This is a genomic window from Brasilonema angustatum (assembly GCF_059505445.1).
In genome coordinates this window covers 67,097-83,717 of record NZ_JCACKO010000133.1, presented here as the reverse complement: position 1 = coordinate 83,717, position 16,621 = coordinate 67,097, and the positions used below count along the sequence as shown (strand labels likewise).

11 protein-coding genes are annotated in these 16,621 nt (G+C 41.3%); 6 read left to right on the top strand and 5 right to left on the bottom strand.

Features of this window, described 5'->3' with window-relative positions:
• Nucleotides 1-2: 2 nt before the first annotated feature.
• The 3 genes from AC5JM2_RS23785 to AC5JM2_RS23775 all read right to left on the bottom strand — a co-directional run bounded on the left by AC5JM2_RS23785 (nucleotide 3) and on the right by AC5JM2_RS23775 (nucleotide 5,614).
• Nucleotides 3-1,052, bottom strand: coding sequence for a TauD/TfdA family dioxygenase (locus tag AC5JM2_RS23785; protein ID WP_495837293.1), 1,050 nt, complete (start codon nucleotides 1,050-1,052; stop codon nucleotides 3-5).
• Between the two features lie 103 nt (nucleotides 1,053-1,155).
• Nucleotides 1,156-2,046 (bottom strand): hypothetical protein, encoded by an 891-nt coding sequence (locus AC5JM2_RS23780; protein ID WP_495837292.1) that lies wholly within the window; start codon nucleotides 2,044-2,046, stop codon nucleotides 1,156-1,158.
• Between the two features lie 61 nt (nucleotides 2,047-2,107).
• Nucleotides 2,108-5,614: a condensation domain-containing protein gene (locus AC5JM2_RS23775; protein ID WP_495837291.1), complete on the bottom strand. Its 3,507-nt coding sequence runs from the start codon at nucleotides 5,612-5,614 to the stop codon at nucleotides 2,108-2,110.
• Between the two features lie 883 nt (nucleotides 5,615-6,497).
• Here AC5JM2_RS23775 and AC5JM2_RS23770 point away from each other — a divergent pair.
• From AC5JM2_RS23770 to AC5JM2_RS23745, 6 genes are all read left to right on the top strand, one after another.
• Nucleotides 6,498-9,089: a TonB-dependent siderophore receptor gene (locus tag AC5JM2_RS23770; protein WP_495837290.1), complete on the top strand. Its 2,592-nt coding sequence runs from the start codon at nucleotides 6,498-6,500 to the stop codon at nucleotides 9,087-9,089.
• The gene (locus AC5JM2_RS23765; protein ID WP_495834327.1) at nucleotides 9,049-9,285 is read left to right on the top strand and encodes a hypothetical protein; all 237 of its coding nucleotides are present in this window, start codon (nucleotides 9,049-9,051) and stop codon (nucleotides 9,283-9,285) included. The genes AC5JM2_RS23770 and AC5JM2_RS23765 overlap by 41 nt, the downstream gene beginning before the upstream one ends.
• A gap of 89 nt (nucleotides 9,286-9,374) precedes the next feature.
• Nucleotides 9,375-10,514, top strand: a complete 1,140-nt coding sequence (locus tag AC5JM2_RS23760) for a PepSY-associated TM helix domain-containing protein (RefSeq protein WP_495837289.1) — start codon at nucleotides 9,375-9,377, stop codon at nucleotides 10,512-10,514.
• A 49-nt stretch (nucleotides 10,515-10,563) separates the two neighbouring features.
• Entirely contained in the window at nucleotides 10,564-11,862 is a 1,299-nt protein-coding gene (locus tag AC5JM2_RS23755; protein WP_495837288.1) for an MFS transporter, read from the top strand.
• A 51-nt stretch (nucleotides 11,863-11,913) separates the two neighbouring features.
• Nucleotides 11,914-12,924 (top strand): ferredoxin family protein, encoded by a 1,011-nt coding sequence (locus tag AC5JM2_RS23750; RefSeq protein ID WP_495837287.1) that lies wholly within the window; start codon nucleotides 11,914-11,916, stop codon nucleotides 12,922-12,924.
• Between the two features lie 57 nt (nucleotides 12,925-12,981).
• The gene (locus tag AC5JM2_RS23745; protein ID WP_495837286.1) at nucleotides 12,982-13,866 is read left to right on the top strand and encodes a sugar phosphate nucleotidyltransferase; all 885 of its coding nucleotides are present in this window, start codon (nucleotides 12,982-12,984) and stop codon (nucleotides 13,864-13,866) included.
• A 46-nt stretch (nucleotides 13,867-13,912) separates the two neighbouring features.
• Here the strand turns inward: AC5JM2_RS23745 and AC5JM2_RS23740 are convergent, their stop codons facing one another.
• Nucleotides 13,913-15,034, bottom strand: coding sequence for a DUF1822 family protein (locus tag AC5JM2_RS23740; protein ID WP_495837285.1), 1,122 nt, complete (start codon nucleotides 15,032-15,034; stop codon nucleotides 13,913-13,915).
• A 62-nt stretch (nucleotides 15,035-15,096) separates the two neighbouring features.
• Nucleotides 15,097-16,575 carry a hypothetical protein gene (locus AC5JM2_RS23735; RefSeq protein WP_495837284.1) on the bottom strand — a complete coding sequence of 493 codons (1,479 nt, stop codon included), beginning with the start codon at nucleotides 16,573-16,575 and terminating at the stop codon, nucleotides 15,097-15,099.
• Between the last annotated feature and the right edge of the window lie 46 nt (nucleotides 16,576-16,621).

Here is a 16,621-nt window from a genome sequence, read left to right as displayed (position 1 = left end):
CACTAAATATCTTGACTACTCAATTGTTCTGCCATTCCGACTACGACTTTTCGCTCTCCCACAAATGGCATCCGTCCGTGGGAAGCGAGCATATTATCGAGCATTAAAATATCTGCAGCTTGCCAAGGGAAAATAACCGTTTCTTGTTGGTAGACAGCACGAATTTCATCTAACACGGCTGCTTCAATTGGCGAACCATCACCATAATATGTATTGTGTGGCAAGTCTGATTCTGGAAATTCAGCTAACAATGCTTCACGCATGGTAGGTTCCAAAGTTGACACATGAAAAAAAGCTGCGTGATTAAACCATACTTGTTCACCTGTTTGTGGATGTGTGGCAGCAGCCTGCCGCACTTGTCGGGTTCTCAAGCGATTGCCCTCTTTCCACTCAAACTCAATGCCATTGTGACGGCAGAAGGTTTCTACTTCTGTAGGATTGGTTGTTTGAAACACTGTCTGCCAAGCCAAGCCAAAACCATCGCCAAAGTTACGGACGTACATCACTCCCTTTTCGATAAAGCGATCGCGAATCTTGGAATCAATCCGCTGATATAATTTTCGAGTATCAGCGATGGGTGTTTCTCCTCCCTGAATAGCTGGTGTTACGCAATAAAAGAAGATTTTTAGGGGCCATGCGGCAGCGTAGGAATTCTCGCTATGTAAAAAGATAGTTTGGTTGGCTGGATAGTCAGTTGAAGTATAAATATTGCCTTGAATTAAACTGCGCGGTGAAGAGCGATCGCGATATTCCAGCAAATCTCCAGAAACTGTCTGGATGAATTTTTCAAACTCAACCACATCTGTGACTTGGAAGTTACGAAACAGGATACCGCCATGCTTCAGTAAATTTTTTGCAATTAACTCCTGATTACTTGCTGCCCAAGTTACTAAATTAATTCCTTCTACAACAGGTTGTAACAGCAAAGGTAAGGATTTCTCAAGCGACAAAGGTATTGCTTTGATCAATTCTGCATCCGAGAGATTAACGCCTTGCCGTCTTTTTGACCTTATTTGGTTGAGGCTGATTTTTGGATAGTCTGGAATCTTCATTATTTATCTCTTACATTTTTTCAACTTCCAGAATGATCTTCTGCTTTTTCTATTACGACAAGTCAAACTAATCCAGGAAGACAAACTTATTGATTTCTTGGTGTCACTGTCTTGCTTCAATAGTGGTGTATTCATTAATTGACTTATTAGCTTTGGAAAAATCTAAATCTAATTCCTCTAATGACTTCACACCCAGTGTTTCCAAAACAAAAGGGTGCAATGTATTGTTTTCGATAAAATTACTTTCCTCATCGTTTTTACCTTTATATAAGATGACCAAATTATGATAAAATTGTATGGATAAAATGTTCTCATCAAAGTATGAAGGAGTGTATCCTGGATTTAAAAATTCCTGATAGTTTAATCCATCAACCAGTCTTTTAAACATATTCATCACGGTTGTTGGATCGTTTAGGTCGAGGCTACCACCAACAGTTATCCAGTTTTGTAACTCAAAACTGTCTTTGGCTAAGTTTGACCACTTTTCACCTTTAAGACTTGGCCAATATGAGTGGTGGATATTTTCTGCTGCATAAATGCCACCATCTTTAAGTGCTGGAAAAAAAGTATAGAAGGCGTTGATATGATGTTCATTTGCAGAACTACCATCTTCAATTATAATATCTAGTTCGCCAGTTTCGGCTAAAACTTCTTGAATGAAATCTTTATCATTTTGGTCACCATGAAATATTTTAATACGGTCTTCTTCTAAATACCTTTTGTCTATTATATCAAGACCGTAAACCATACTGTTTGGGAAATAGGTTTTCCACGTTTTTAAAGCCTCCCCTCCATATGTGTGGTCTTCATAACCCCCTACACCAATCGCAAGAATCTTTAGTTTTTTCCACTTCAATGGAGCAAAATGACTTTGATAGCGATGAGCAAACCGAAGTCTTGGCCATTCATCATTAGAATAAATAGCTGCTGTTTTACTTAAATTGTAAGGAGCGATAAATGCTATCATTTTACGCTGAAAATTGTTGAATTTCATTGATATACTCCTCAGTTCAATAAAATATTAAGAATTAAGCATGAAATCTTTTCAGATTTTTTCAGACTCCATGAATTGCCTTACGCTTTGTCAGCTTGAGTTTTTGCACAGAAGTGTGTTCTAGTTTTTGTTCTTTTATTAGCTGTTGTTCTCTGTCAGCTTTGGCGAGTACTTTGGCTAGCTCATTCACTCTAATGTCAGGCTGTTCAACAACATGGGGTAAAAGTATTTCTAAATGACTTATCATTCGAGCAATAGTAGTGGCATCGAACAAGTCTGTTTTATACTCCAATGAACCATTAAAACCTTCTAGACTTTCCCAAATACTTAGCTTCAAATCAAATTTTGAAGTGCCGCTGTCGGCTTCCAACGGACGCAGAGTCAACCCTGGAAGTTCTATAGTTGGTATAAGAGCATTCTGGAGAATAAACATTACCTGAAACAGCGGGTTATGACTTAAATTTCGTTCCGGCTGCAATTCCTCTACCAACTTTTCAAAGGGCAAATCTTGATGAGCATAAGCTCCCAAAGCAACTTCGCGCACCCGCCCTAATAACTCACGGAAAGTCGGATTGCCTGATAAGTTGGTACGCAATACCAATGTGTTGAGAAAAAAGCCAATGAGTTTTTCTGTTTCTCTTCTGGTGCGACCGACAACGGGCGAACCTACTATTATTTCCTCTTGGTTTGAATAGCAGTATAACAAAATCTTAAACACTGTCAGAAGTGTCATAAACTGAGTGACACTTTCTTGTCGATTCAAGTTGTTGACCGCCTCACTTAGAGCCTTAGGAAATGCAAAAAATTGTTTTTCGCCAGTAAAGGTTTGTATGGTTGGTCGCGGTCGGTCGGTGGGAAGTTGCAGTACAGGTAAACTGCCGCTTAATTGCTGCTTCCAGTAAGTAACCTGATTGTTGAGTACTTCTCCTTGCAACCATTGTTTCTGCCAATAAGCAAAATCTGCATATTGAATCGGAAGTTCAGGAAGTGGGGATGGTAAGCCTTTAGAAAAAGCTTTGTAAATCTCTGCCAGTTCTTGAATAAGAATACCAATAGACCAGCCATCCGAAATAATGTGGTGCATGACTAACAGCAGCATATGCTCCTGTTGTGTCAAACGTAGGAGTTTAGCTCGCAGCAGTCGTGCTTGGGACAAGTCGAAAGGCTGTTGGGCAAACTCAGTGGCGATGGACAAAGCTGACTCTATATTTGCTCCCAATAAATCTGTGACTGGCAAGGTTATTTTTAAGGTGGGGGCGATCTTTTGGATGGGTCGTCCTTGCACTTCTGAAAAACTTGTCCGCAATGCTTCGTGACGCCGCACAACTTGATTAAGACTTTCTTCTAAGGTTGTGAGGTTAAGTTCCCCAGTTAAATGCACAGCAATAGGAACATTGTAGAAAGGGTTTCCAGGTTCTAATTGATCAAGGAACCACAAGCGTTCTTGAGCAAGGCACACAGGTAGTTCTTGATTTCGGGAAATAGGCTCCAGTTTGGGTTCTAACGCTGTTTTTGTTGTTAGTTGAGTTAGTATTTGTCTTGCTAGCAGGACGACACTGGCATCTTTGAAGAAATCCTCGATAGATATTGTGACTCCAAGGTCTACTTGAATCTGATTTTTGAGTTCAAAGACCATCAATGAATCGAGTCCGAAAGTACTTAGTGGCTGCTCTGAGTTCACTTTGGATTGTGCAACTTTTAGTACGCGAGCAATCTGTGTTTGAAGATAAGGTATTAGCAGTGGCGGACGTTTTTCTGGTGGAGTTGCAAGAATTGCCTCGCGGCTTAAACTCGTTTGGCTCCCCAACTCATCTGTATCATCCAGGATACTGCTGTTTATGATCTCCAATTCGCCCGCGAGAAACTGTGCGCGAGTTGCACGCCGTTGAATTTTGCCACTAGAGGTTTTGGAGATAGTACCTGGTTTTATTAGTAATATTCCATAAACTTGTATTTCATGCTCTTCAACAACTGTCTGACGAATTGCTGCTGTGACTTTCTCAAGATTAGGTTTAGCACGAAACTCTAACTCTTGAACTAGAACCAGTCGTTCTTCATTCTCTACCTCTACCGAGAAAGCTGCACCACTACCTGAACGTAATGATGGATGACTGCGTTCTGCGGTTAACTCTATGTCTTGTGGGTAGAGGTTGCGACCACGGATAATGATTAAATCTTTGGCTCGACCTGTAATGAACAGTTCTCCATTGTCTAAAAAGCCTAAGTCACCAGTGCGTAGAAATGGTTCAGATCCTGTGTCTTTAAGGTAGGCGTGGAATGTTTGCTCTGTTTGTTCTTTCCGATTCCAATAACCTTGACCAACACTAGGCCCTGATACCCAGATTTCTCCTACTTCATCTGATGAACAACGAGTTAATGTTTCGGGATTGACAATCACAATCTGCTGTTGAGGAATACTTTGACCGCAGCTAACAAAAGTCTGGGTATCTTCACTATTGATATTTGCTTCAACGAGGAGGTTTTTCTCTAATGAAGATTTTGCAACTGTTTTGCAAGGAGGTAAAGCTTTGTTGATCCCACCAGAAACCATCAGTGTTGCTTCTGCCATACCATAACAAGGGTAGAATGCTGACCCACGAAAACCACATTCTGCAAAGGTTGCAGCAAATTGCTCTAAAGTCTCTTGCCGGATTGGTTCAGCACCGTTAAATGCAACACTCCAACTACTTAAGTCAAGAGTTTCTTTTTGTTGTTGGGTAATTCTTTGAATACACTGTTCATAAGCAAAGTTAGGACCACCACTCGTAGTGCCTTTGTAGCGAGAAATGGTCTGTAGCCATCTATATGGACGTTGCAAAAAAGATGCTGGAGACATTAATATGCAACCAAACCCACCATACAAAGGTTGCAAAATCCCACCAATCAACCCCATATCATGGTACACGGGAAGCCAGGAGACAAATACACTGCTGGGAGAATGTTCCATGAGTTGGTAAGTCACGGCGGCATTGTGCAGCAGATTGCCATGACTCAGCATGACACCTTTGGGTGTGCCTGTAGAACCTGATGTGTACTGCAAGAACGCGAGGGTATCTGCATTGATTTCAGGCTGTTGCCAAGAATCTTCTATACCCTGTGCCAGGTTGTCGGTAGTCAGCCAACGTAAATGACTCTGGTCTGTTTCTTTTGCAAGTAAAGACTGTACAGTAGGGAGAATCGTTGTTATCGTCAGGATAATTGCTGCTTGTGCATCTGTTATGATTGCTTGAATTCTGGGTGTATTGCGTTGATTGCGAGGTGGATAAGCTGGAACCGCCACAACTCCAGCGTAGAGACAACCAAAAAAAGCACTTAAGTAATCTAGCCCTGGTGGATAAAGCAATATAGCACGTTCCCCGGTTAAACCTAAGGTTTGGAGTTGAGAGGCTATAGCCCGACTGCGTCGATCCAACTCATGGTAAGTTAACGTTGATTCCTGAGTTTCTCCATCTTCGAGGAAGGTGAACGCTTGTGCGTGCGGTTGTGTTGAGCTGCGATAACGCACAATATCAACGACAGTCGCACATTGATGGGGAATTTTTGGAAATCTATTGAAAATTACAGTCATTTTTCGTTTCAAGCAATCAGATGCACACAAACAATGGTTGAATTAGGCAAGCCCAATGGCAAATTTCACTCTATGTAAGTTAGAATGCTGCCTTCACGGCTTTTATTCAATGGCAATAATTCTTTTTGGATAAACCTCAATAACTGTCTTATACAAATATGCAGTGCAATGACTTGGTCAGTCACGCAAATCTTGGCTGAGATGAGTTGCAAGTTATTTTTAATTAGCACCTTTTACTCTAGAAGAAAACTATTGTCTTTAGCAACACTTTATTAATAGAGAATACTTATCAAAAATTGAATGAAATATAATAATTTCTTTAATTGTTTTTTTATAACTTTTGGTAGATGCGAAAATATATTTTATCTAAACTAAAATTTCATATATCTGACTTAATGATTCCATGTCATCTCAGTCAAGTCATGTAAACTCAGCCAAAAGTGTTGACTGGTAAATGTTATCTAAACTTCATACAAAGAATTCTCAAGTCTAGAAATGAACATGCAGCTTGAGGATTTTCTGAATATCGACTTGAGGCGGTCTTACACATACAAAAATCGGGCAGCCTCTTGCCAACTCTAGTAGTCCTGCTTGTTGACGGAATCACAAACAAACTTGGTGGATTTCTTAGGGGCGGCACGTTTTGGGCGGAAGCGGAGGAACTAATCGCTGCCTCTGACTTTGCGTGAGATGATGAAGTATTATGAACAAATTAGTGTTAATTAGTGGCAACAGTCTACTTCACATTTACGTATTATATGTAAATTTTTATTTGTTGTCGTTTGATGAGGCTTGCTTTGTGGATGCAAATGAATTTCAATAAATTCTGAAGCTAGCATCGTTAACTAGAGATTTCGTGGCATGATGGAGTCAGAGAAAAACTATGAAATTTAAGCAACTTGTTCCCAGTCTGTTGCTGAGTAGCGCTCTAGTAACGTTGCTCAGCGCTCCTACAAGAAGCCAGGAAATATCATCAATTCCAGTTGACAAGAGCACAGCATCTGGTGAAAAAAGCGATGCTCCTTTAGAACCCGCTCTTGGCGATGCAAAGAATCAACAACCACGTCTAGCAACCAATTCCGGGTTCGTTAAACCGATAACAGACATTCCCCGAGTCAGTGAAATAGAACGTCCAGCTAGGAGTGCCAGAATGCTGGTGCAATCACCAACCCCACAAGCAACACCTGCCTCACGAATCGTGCAAGTCAGCTTCGTGAAGGCAAATCCTACATCTAGAGGTGTGGAGGTGGTTTTACAAACTTCCAAAGCTGCTACGTTGCAACTGCAGAATCGTACTCAGGTTAATAGTAATAGCTTCATCGTTGACATTCCCAATGCTCAACTGCGTTTACCAGGCGACAGACCCTTCACATTCCGCTCACAAAAGCCAATTGCGGGTGTTACTGAGATCACAGTCACAAACTTTGATGCCAATACTATCCGAGTGACGGTGATAGGTGAAGCGAGTGCACCAACAGTTGAGTTGTATGACAGTCCAAAAGAAGGTCTGATATTCAGCGTGTCAACTGCTGCTTCCATTGCACAACAACAAAGGCAAACACAACCAACTCAGCCACAAACTCAGCCACAAACTCAGCCACAAACTCAGCCACAAACTCAAACCCAGCCAAGTCAACCATCAGCTTCTGGTGACGAACCGATTGAACTAGTGGTCACAGGACAGCAAGATAGTTATCGTGTTTCCAATACCACAACTGCCACTAGAACCGACACGGATCCACGTGATATTCCTCAGTCAATTCAAGCCATTCCGCAAACAATCATCAAAGATCAGCAAATCACACGGATTGGCGATGCAACACGCAATGTTAGTGGCGTGACTCAGCAAGGGGGCTATGGTGGGGGTTCGGATAATTTCAATATTCGGGGATTTACAACCTATCAGAACTTGAGAAACGGTTTTTCCGTTCAAGACGACCTTGTGAATCCGACTAACATTGAGCGGATCGAAGTTCTCAAGGGTCCGGCTTCAGTGCTGTATGGACAGTTTGAGCCGGGAGGTGTGGTGAATTACATTACCAAACAACCACTCAGCGAGCCTTACTACTCCGCTGAATTTACAGCCGGAAGTTTTAGTACTTATCGTCCCTCCATTGATATTTCTGGACCGCTGAACTCAGACAAAACGTTGCTGTACCGCCTGAATGCTGCATACGAGAACTCTGGTAGTTTTATCGATTTTAATAATCAAGAAACATTCGCGATCGCACCTGCACTGACCTACAAAATTGGTGATGCGACAACATTGACACTGGAGTATGAATTCCTCAAAGTTGATCGCACCTTTTATCGTGGTCTTACAGCCGATCCAATCGTTTTTAAAGCTCCTGTTAATCGTTTCTTAGGGGAGCCAGACGATTATTTCTCCAGAGAGACAAACTCTATATTTTTTAACGTTAATCATCGCTTTAGTAAAAATATTCAGTTCCGCAGTGGCTTTTCCGCTACGCTTACTAATTCTGAAGAATTAGCGTTTCAACCGGATAACATTGTAGATGGTCGTACTGTGTTGCGAAGACTTGGTTCTGGTCCTGCTTATTACCAAAACTATTCTCTGCAAAACGATCTGATCACTAATTTCAATACTGGTTCCATCCAACATCAAGTTCTTGTGGGGTTGGAATGGAATAAAAATATCCGTGGCTACGATTATCTGCGAAGCAGTGTTTCACTGACTCCCAGTATTGATTTATTCAATCCTGTGTATGGCGCTTCCCGTCCAGCAGAATTTGATGAAGCAGCAGAACGGGATCGTTTTGATCGCAATACCATTGCCATTTATCTGCAAGATCAAGTGACATTGTTGCCAAATCTGAAGTTATTAATAGGCGGCAGGTATGACTTTGTTCACCGCAAAAATCGCGCGCAACAGCTGGATTCTTTGGGTAGAGATCCAATTGATGATGCCACGGTCGATCACTTGTATGATGAGGCTTTTTCACCTCGCGTTGGCATTGTTTATCAACCGATTGAGCCGATTTCTATTTACGCCAGCTACACCCGCTCGTTTAATCCCAGCGACTCGCGGACGGTAGATAGAACTCAACTACCACCAGAGCGCGGCACTCAGTATGAAGTCGGAGTCAAAGCCGAACTGATTAAAGACAGGCTATCTGCTACCTTTGCCGCCTATGATATCACCAAGGAAAATGTCGCTACAACCGATCCCACTCCAGGTAACTCTGACTTTTCTATTGCTGCTGGAGAAGTCAAAAGTCGCGGTTTGGAATTTGACGTTTCTGGGCAAATTCTACCAGGCTGGAATGTGATTGCTTCTGCCTTTATCAACGATGCTTTTGTAAGTAAAGATAACAGCCTGCCAGTGGGCGACTCCCTGGTAAATGCTGCCGGTAGTGGGGCTAGTCTGTGGACAACTTATGAAATTCAAAACGGTAATTGGAAAGGATTGGGTTTTGGTGGAGGATTCTTTGTATACGGGCGATCGCGAAGCTGAACTCCCCAATACGTTTAAAATCCCCTCCTATGTGCGTGCTGATGCCACCATTTTCTACAAACGCGATAACTGGAGGGTTGGGCTGAACTTTAAGAATCTTTTTGATACTCGCTATTACGATTCTCAGGGCTACTATTACTATCTGCGTCCTGGTGCGCCTTTTACAGTCCTGGGAACAATTTCTGTGGAGTTTTGATTATTGTAAACTCGAAAATGCATTGGGACTTCCCCAGATACATCGGGGGATTTCGGGGGGTAAAAAATTCAACTTGCTTTGTGGCAATTATGAACCGGAAAAAACTACGCGATATCGTTTTTTACCTGCACCAATATATCGGTTTTTTTGTTGGACTGTTGCTAATTGTCATTGGCTTGACAGGTAGCTTGTTAGTGTTCGAGCAGGATTTTGACCGCTTTATGATTGCGAGACACTATGGAAAAATTACTCCCCAACAGGTGCAGGTAGTATCCCCAGAAGATGTGGTGAATACAATTGAGGCAAAATATGCCGCGCGAAGTGATCTGCATCTTTTTCGTATTTATTTGCCAGATACTGCTTCTTCTCCCTATATAGGACAGTTGTCAACAACTAATGATCAAAGAACAGAAGTTTTTCTCAATCCTTATACAGGCAAAATTATGGGTGAGCGTATATCGAATAACACCCTAATCGGTATACTGTTGAGTCTGCACTACAGCTTGATGGCAGGTGAAACCGGAGTTATTATCGTTGGCATTGCTGCCTTTTTAATGTGTATGCTGAGCATCACAGGTTTAATTCTTTGGCCTGGTTGGCGTAAGCTAATTGCAGGCTTCAAAATCAAGCTTGATGCTCATCCCCAAAGGGCAAACTTTGATATTCACAAAGTGGCTGGGATGATCACTGTGGTGTTTATATTCTTTACTGGCTTTACTGGTTTTTGTTGGAACTTCAGCTTCACTTCACCGATTATCTACGCCGTGACATTCACCCCACAACCATCCGAACCTGTATCTAAGTCAATTCCTGGTAAATCGACTTTAAATCTAACAGAACAACTAAAAATTGCTAATGCTGCTTTACCGAGTGCTGTTACCAAAAGCATTTACTTCCCTGGAAAACCAGAAGATGCCCTACAAATTCGCATGAAGCTGCCGCAGGAAAGTTCAGATTATGGTAACAGTAATGTTTATCTTGACCAGTATACGGGTGAGATTTTAAGAGTTGATAATGCTTTAAAATTGCCGTTGGGCGATCGCGTCCTCAACTCCTTTGTTCCCCTACACTATGGTACTTTTGGTGGCTTACCTACTCGCATTCTCTACGTATTTGTCGGACTTGCACCGTTAGTTCTATTTCTTACTGCCTTTATGATGTCGTGGTATCGATACTGGGCTAAACCTAAAAGAGGCGACCGTGCAAAGGAATTATCACACAAGCTTTGAATTGAATTAATAACTGACCACTGCAAATCTATAATCCAAAATTATATAAGTGCGTACTTTCATTATTATCTGGCTTGGTCAGGCTGTTTCCATAATTGGTAGTAGCATGACCGCATTTGCTTTCACTCTCTGGGTGTGGGAACTAACAGGTCAAGCTACAGCACTTTCATTGTTTGGTTTATTTACGCAAGTGCCGCAAGTCTTAATCACTCCCATAGCTGGGGTGATTGTGGATCGCTGGAACCGTAAATACTTAATGATGCTTGGCGACACGGTCAGCGGGTTGTTGACCATCACTGTCTTACTACTTTACTTAAGTCATAATTTACAATTATGGCATTTATACTTGGCTGTAGCAGTTCAGGGCACATTTGTGCAAATTCAAGAACTGGCGTACTTGGCATCAGTATCAATGATCGTGCCCAAACAGCAGTATAGTCGCGCTAGCAGCATTGCCTTCCTGGCAGATTCCAGCTCTGCTATCATTGCACCAGCATTGGCAGGTGTTCTCTACGTAGTCATTGGTCTTGCTGGTATTTTAATTATCGATATCACGACTTTTGTGATTGCTGTCAGCACACTGCTACTAGTACGTATCCCACAACCTACTATTGCACAAGCAGAAACGCAAAGTCACACAAACCTGAAGCAGGAGCTTTACTTTGGCTGGCACTATATTACCGCACGCCCCAGTCTGCTTGCTATGCTAGCATTGATGTCGCTGTTTTGGTTTACCTATAATCTTGGCAATTCACTTTCCTCTCCTCTGATTTTGGCACGCAGTGGTAATGATGCCAAAGTATTAGGTACTGTAGCTTCAGCAGCAGGGTTGGGCGGCATTATTGGAGCCTTGCTCGTCAGCACTTGGGGTGGTTTCAAGCGTCGAATACATGGAGTGCTGCTGAGTATGGTGGGTGCTGGCTTGAGCCAAACACTGTTTGGTCTGGGGAGAGTACCGTTGATTTGGTTTCCTGCCCAATTCTGTTCATCTCTCAATTTTCCAATACTTGGCAGTGCCGATGAGGCTATATGGCTGAGGAAGGTAAGACCTAACGTGCAGGGGCGTGTTTTATCTACCCACTCCCTAGTTGAGCGAGTTGCTTCAACAGTAGCATACTTGATAGCTGGGCCACTAGCCGACTACGTTTTTGAACCGGCAATGATGTCTGGCGGGAGTCTGGCACCGATCTTGGGTTGGATATTTGGCACGGGAAAAGGCGCGGGCATGGCAGTGTTGTATGTTATCTCTTCACTCGGTTTATTAGTTGTTGGTTTAAGTGGATACGCCTTCCGCACACTGCGTGATGTGGAAATCATCTTGCCAGACTATGATCCCAGTGCTGAATAGTTGGTGGCGGCGTATCAAACGAGCTTTGAATCCTTTCATTCGGAAGTGAACATGGTTACCCAAAATTCCCTGGACAATAATTGCCGTTTCTGCTGTATTGTCTCTAAAGCTAATGGCGAAGATCCGATTGGCTCGGCATCCACTTACGAACACTGGGTGGCGATGGAGATAGGACTTCCTTGGACTGAAAAATATTTGCAGGAAAATCCCTTGCTCGCGAGGGCGATCGCTCTCATCGAAAAGCTAATTGTTGAGCATGGGATCAAGATTCGAGGTCAGTTGCTCGTCCCAGATAGGGAATACTCTCGTCCTGGTTATACTCGCGTGATGTATTACCGCCGACCCACAAAGCTTTTTGCGAAGTTTGAAAAGTATGAGTTTCTCATCCCTGATTCTGAAGTTGGCTCTTTTGTGATGGCGTTATTGGAAACATTGCTTCACTCGCCAACTGTGCTGCCTGATTGGGAGCAGTATCAGCAACAATCCAGTCAGATTCGTGAGTTAATGGTCTGTACTGATGGTAATGTTGATGTTGCCTGTGCCAGGTTTGGTTATCCTATTTATCGTAAGTTGCGTTCTGAGTTTGCTACTACTTCTAATGGAAAACTGCGTGTGTGGCGATGCAGCCATTTCGGAGGACACCAGTTCGCACCTACCCTCATTGACTTGCCTTATGGACAGTACTGGGGTCATTTGCAGCCAGAAATATTGGAACTCTTGGTTTGGCGCAATGGTTCTGTCACAGGGCTATACCCGTTCTACCGAGGTTGGGCTGGTTTATCAAAGTTTGAGCAAATCGTGGAACGGGAGATTTGGATGCAAGAGGGTTGGGACTGGCTCAATTATCACAAAGCTGGTCAAGTAATAGCAATAGATGAAGCAGATGAAGAGTGGGCTGAAGTACGCATTAATTTCTCGGCAGAAGATGGAAGTATTAAAGGTGCTTATGAAGCTAGAGTGGAAGTAAACGGTTCTGTCATGACAGCTTGGAATTCAGGGGATAAGCAACCCTTAGAAGAGGTGAAGCAGTATCGCGTCAGTCGTTTGGTCAAAGTGAGGTAGCTCTGCGCCAAATTGAATATAATTTTCCACAGATGCAATCTTTAAAACTGACGATTTATGCAACAAAATAAAGTAAGAAAAGCCGTGATTCCAGCCGCTGGTTTTGGGACTCGGTTGTTTCCAGCGACTAAAGTCGTAAAAAAAGAACTTTTCCCCATTATCGATAAAGATGGCAGGGCAAAACCTGTGATTCTGGCGATTGTTGAAGAAGCTATGAGTGCAAGAATCGAAGAAGTTGGGATTGTGGTGCAACCACCAGATAAAGAAATTTTTGCAGAGTTTTTTAAAAGTCCACCTAAAAAAGAACTTTTCGACAAACTTTCACCCCAAAATCAAGAATACAGCAAATATCTTCAAGAATTAGGCAGCAGAATCACAATTTTGACGCAGGAAGAACAAGAAGGCTATGGTCATGCCGTTTTTTGTGCTAAGAAATGGGTGAAAGATGAGCCATTTTTGCTGATGTTAGGTGACCATATTTACTCATCAGATGCTGAAAAATCTTGCACAAGTCAAGTTCTAGATGTTTACAAACAAGTCAATCAAAGCGTTGTTGGGTTGACAGTTATGCCAGCAGACATTATCCATAAAGCTGGCTGTGTGACAGGAGTTTGGCACTTATTTAACTCCCTGCTTTCACTAACCCAAGTTTATGAAAAACCTTCTATTGATTATGCCCGTCAACATCTGCGTGTAGAGGGAATGACAGATGATGAGTTTCTCTGTATCTTTGGGTTGTATGTACTGACACCTAAAATATTTGACTTTTTGGAAGAACATATTCATCAAAATTTTCGGGAAAGAGGGGAATTTCAGTTAACATCCTGTCTGGATAAAGTGCGTCAACAAGAGGGAATGACAGGATATGTTATCAAAGGAAAGTGCTTTGACACGGGATTGCCAGATGCGTATCGGCAGACAATCATTGATTTTAGAATTTAGATATTTGGCGATTCGCCTACTTTAGGCGAAACACCAGTGATGAAATTTACAACAAAAAATCCTCAGTAACCACAAGATTGTTGAAACTGACTTCAACCTTAAATAGTTTGCCTGAGGCTTCACTAAATTCTAACTGAATGACTTTATCAGCTTCCCTCGCAGTGACTTCCTGACTTTCTGACTCAGATGTGTTGGGATTAAGAGTCACTTTCAGCTTCAAACCAGGCGGTAGAGATTCCTCATTGCGATGTTCCTCATAGCAATGAATAACCTGTACAAGCACATCGACTTCATTATTTTCCAACCGTTTTAGATTGAGAATTAAAGCTAAGGTTTGACCATTTAGTAGTAGTCCAAAATCTAATTTTTTCGCCCCAGAATAATGATCAGCTATTGAGTGACTTCTTGCATAACCCCAAACATAGTTATTATCAAGCATTTTCAGAATATTTTTGGTAGATTGCCAACCCTCTTCAAAAACTTCAAGCCACCAATTGGTTAGGTTAACTACTACTTTAGTAGGAATGCTTGTAGCCTGAGTTAGATTTTGTGTCGCTGTATTATTGACTTCAACTACTGATGGTAAAGGAATAGCAGTTGGTGACAAGAAACGTGAGTATAACAAGAGATTGTTTATTTCAGAATCAAACCAAGAAAGCGGTAGCTGATAATAACTATCAGATTTTGGCTCCAAATTAATTGATTGGCAATATTTTACGAGTTCGTCGTAACGCAAAAAACCATGAATATTTAATTGTTCTTCCTCTTCTAAAATTTCCAACAATACATAGAAGTGAGCAACCCTTTTTGGTGAAGTGATGACTTCTTCTGGTACAGTGACAAAATCATCAATCAGATTATCTATGATAATTAAGCAAAGCCGAAATTCACCAAGATTGAGATAACAAAATTCATCAATTAGATTAGCACCACTGTCTTGATTAATTTTGAGATTTGGATTTCGTTCTTTCAGGTAATTTTCAAACCCAAGTCGTGCTAATGCGTTTAAATAAAATTTCCATTGGCTTATATCGCCGAATTGGTTAAAATGATTCTCGCTGATGACTTGTGCTTCCTCAAAAAAATCTGCTTCTAGCAAAACAACTTTTGGGGAAAATATTATTCTCCTATTTTGTGTTTTAAGTATAGATTTTTCAGATATATTCATCTTTTCTCCCCCATTGATTATCTCATGAAAAAGCAATGTATATTTGTTAGCATATATCTGGTTTATGCTGCGTAGGATGAATCACTAAGATAAACGCAGATTTTTTTAGCGAATAAGCTATTTTTACTTTGTTTTTTACCACTAAGTAATTCTGCTTTTGCCTGTTTGAATGTTTGATTCCAGGCAAAATCTCTAATTTCTGCAACAAGATTTTTTAGATATTCAGGTTCCTGAGAAATTCTTGTTGACTGAGATTGATTCAGCGATTGTAAAAGTTTCTCTAAAAAAATCTCCTCTGTTCGATACTGGACAATTTCCAAAAAATTTTCTAACTGCATAATACGTCTGGCTTTACTCCATTCGATTCCCCAATGTTTACCAATTTCACTTAAGGATATACTCTCTTGGTAATAAAGTCGCAAGCCTTCTGGTAATCGTTGAGCAAAATTTTTGTAACCTCTACTTTTTTTCAAATCTTCAATCCGCTGGTGAATCACCTCTTTGATTGTTTGAGATAACACTTGTTCAAACAAGTCTTTACAGATTTCTTGTAATTTTTCTAATTCTACGTCTTCTGGCTCACGGTCTGTGTGATAAGGTAATTCTGGATTAGGAAAATAATCATTGGTTGAATTATCATACACTTCCATAGGTACAGTTTTGGTACTACCTGTTTTTTTGTAAAGCCAGTCTTGACGCAAGATTTCTGCTATGCGTTTGAGATGATAAATTAATGTATTATGAGAAATCATAATATTTTTTTGCTGCAACAAATACTGCATTTCTTGCAGTTGGCTTGCTGTTGGTTCAGAACAGCGTCCTTTTTGGCGTGTTTTTAGTCTGTCTCGTTGGTACACTGTTTTAAAAGCATTTACAATTTCATAGTCTTCTGTTAAAAGAAGCCCAGACAAAGAACGGGTTATAGATTTACATAGTAGTCCCCAATCACTAGGAGTCGCTAACCCAAACTCCCACAAAAATGACTTGATGTCTTCATTTTGACGGGTGAGTCTGTGAATCCAATTATCTAAGCTTTCGTTAGAACCTAAGTTGGGATTAAAGCTGCGCAAAATGTCAACGCTAAAAAATTTTCCGCCTTTTGCAATGGGTCGAGTTGTGCCATCATGGTTATTCAAGATATGTTGAGTTTTACCCTCACTATCTAAAACCACCAGTGCTTTACCATCGTCGTTTAAAACGAAGGGAAGTAAATCCGTGTACTTAAAAAGATTTTCTGCACTGACGTTGTAGATGTGAGGGATGGTTTTGCAGGTGATGAGAATTTTGTGTGAAACATAGCAGCGTAGACAAAGTCCGGCGATCGCACGTTGGTAAATGTCGTCATCTAAACGAAAAATGTTCCACAAAACTGTTTGAACTTGTTTATTTTCTTCTGTCGATAGCGTGGGTTTAGTGCTGAAATGAGGGAATTGTGTTTTAAAAAACTCCTTAGCTTTAGAGATTTCCCTGTGGTGTTTTAGATGAACATCTTCCCCTATAGGAAGTATCTGCATTTGCCAATATTTAGTTGGTGATGCCATAGTAATTTAAATTACTTAACGCCTGGTAAAACACGATACTACGAAG

Excerpts from the sequence above, each read along its gene's own strand:
- AC5JM2_RS23785 (WP_495837293.1), bottom strand. The coding sequence starts at position 1,052 with ATGAAGATTCCAGACTATCCAAAAATCAGCCTCAACCAAATAAGGTCA.
- AC5JM2_RS23780 (WP_495837292.1), bottom strand. The coding sequence starts at position 2,046 with ATGAAATTCAACAATTTTCAGCGTAAAATGATAGCATTTATCGCTCCT.
- AC5JM2_RS23775 (WP_495837291.1), bottom strand. The coding sequence starts at position 5,614 with ATGACTGTAATTTTCAATAGATTTCCAAAAATTCCCCATCAATGTGCG.
- AC5JM2_RS23770 (WP_495837290.1), top strand. The coding sequence starts at position 6,498 with ATGAAATTTAAGCAACTTGTTCCCAGTCTGTTGCTGAGTAGCGCTCTA.
- AC5JM2_RS23760 (WP_495837289.1), top strand. The coding sequence starts at position 9,375 with ATGAACCGGAAAAAACTACGCGATATCGTTTTTTACCTGCACCAATAT.
- AC5JM2_RS23750 (WP_495837287.1), top strand. The coding sequence starts at position 11,914 with ATGGTTACCCAAAATTCCCTGGACAATAATTGCCGTTTCTGCTGTATT.
- AC5JM2_RS23745 (WP_495837286.1), top strand. The coding sequence starts at position 12,982 with ATGCAACAAAATAAAGTAAGAAAAGCCGTGATTCCAGCCGCTGGTTTT.
- AC5JM2_RS23740 (WP_495837285.1), bottom strand. The coding sequence starts at position 15,034 with ATGAATATATCTGAAAAATCTATACTTAAAACACAAAATAGGAGAATA.
- AC5JM2_RS23735 (WP_495837284.1), bottom strand. The coding sequence starts at position 16,575 with ATGGCATCACCAACTAAATATTGGCAAATGCAGATACTTCCTATAGGG.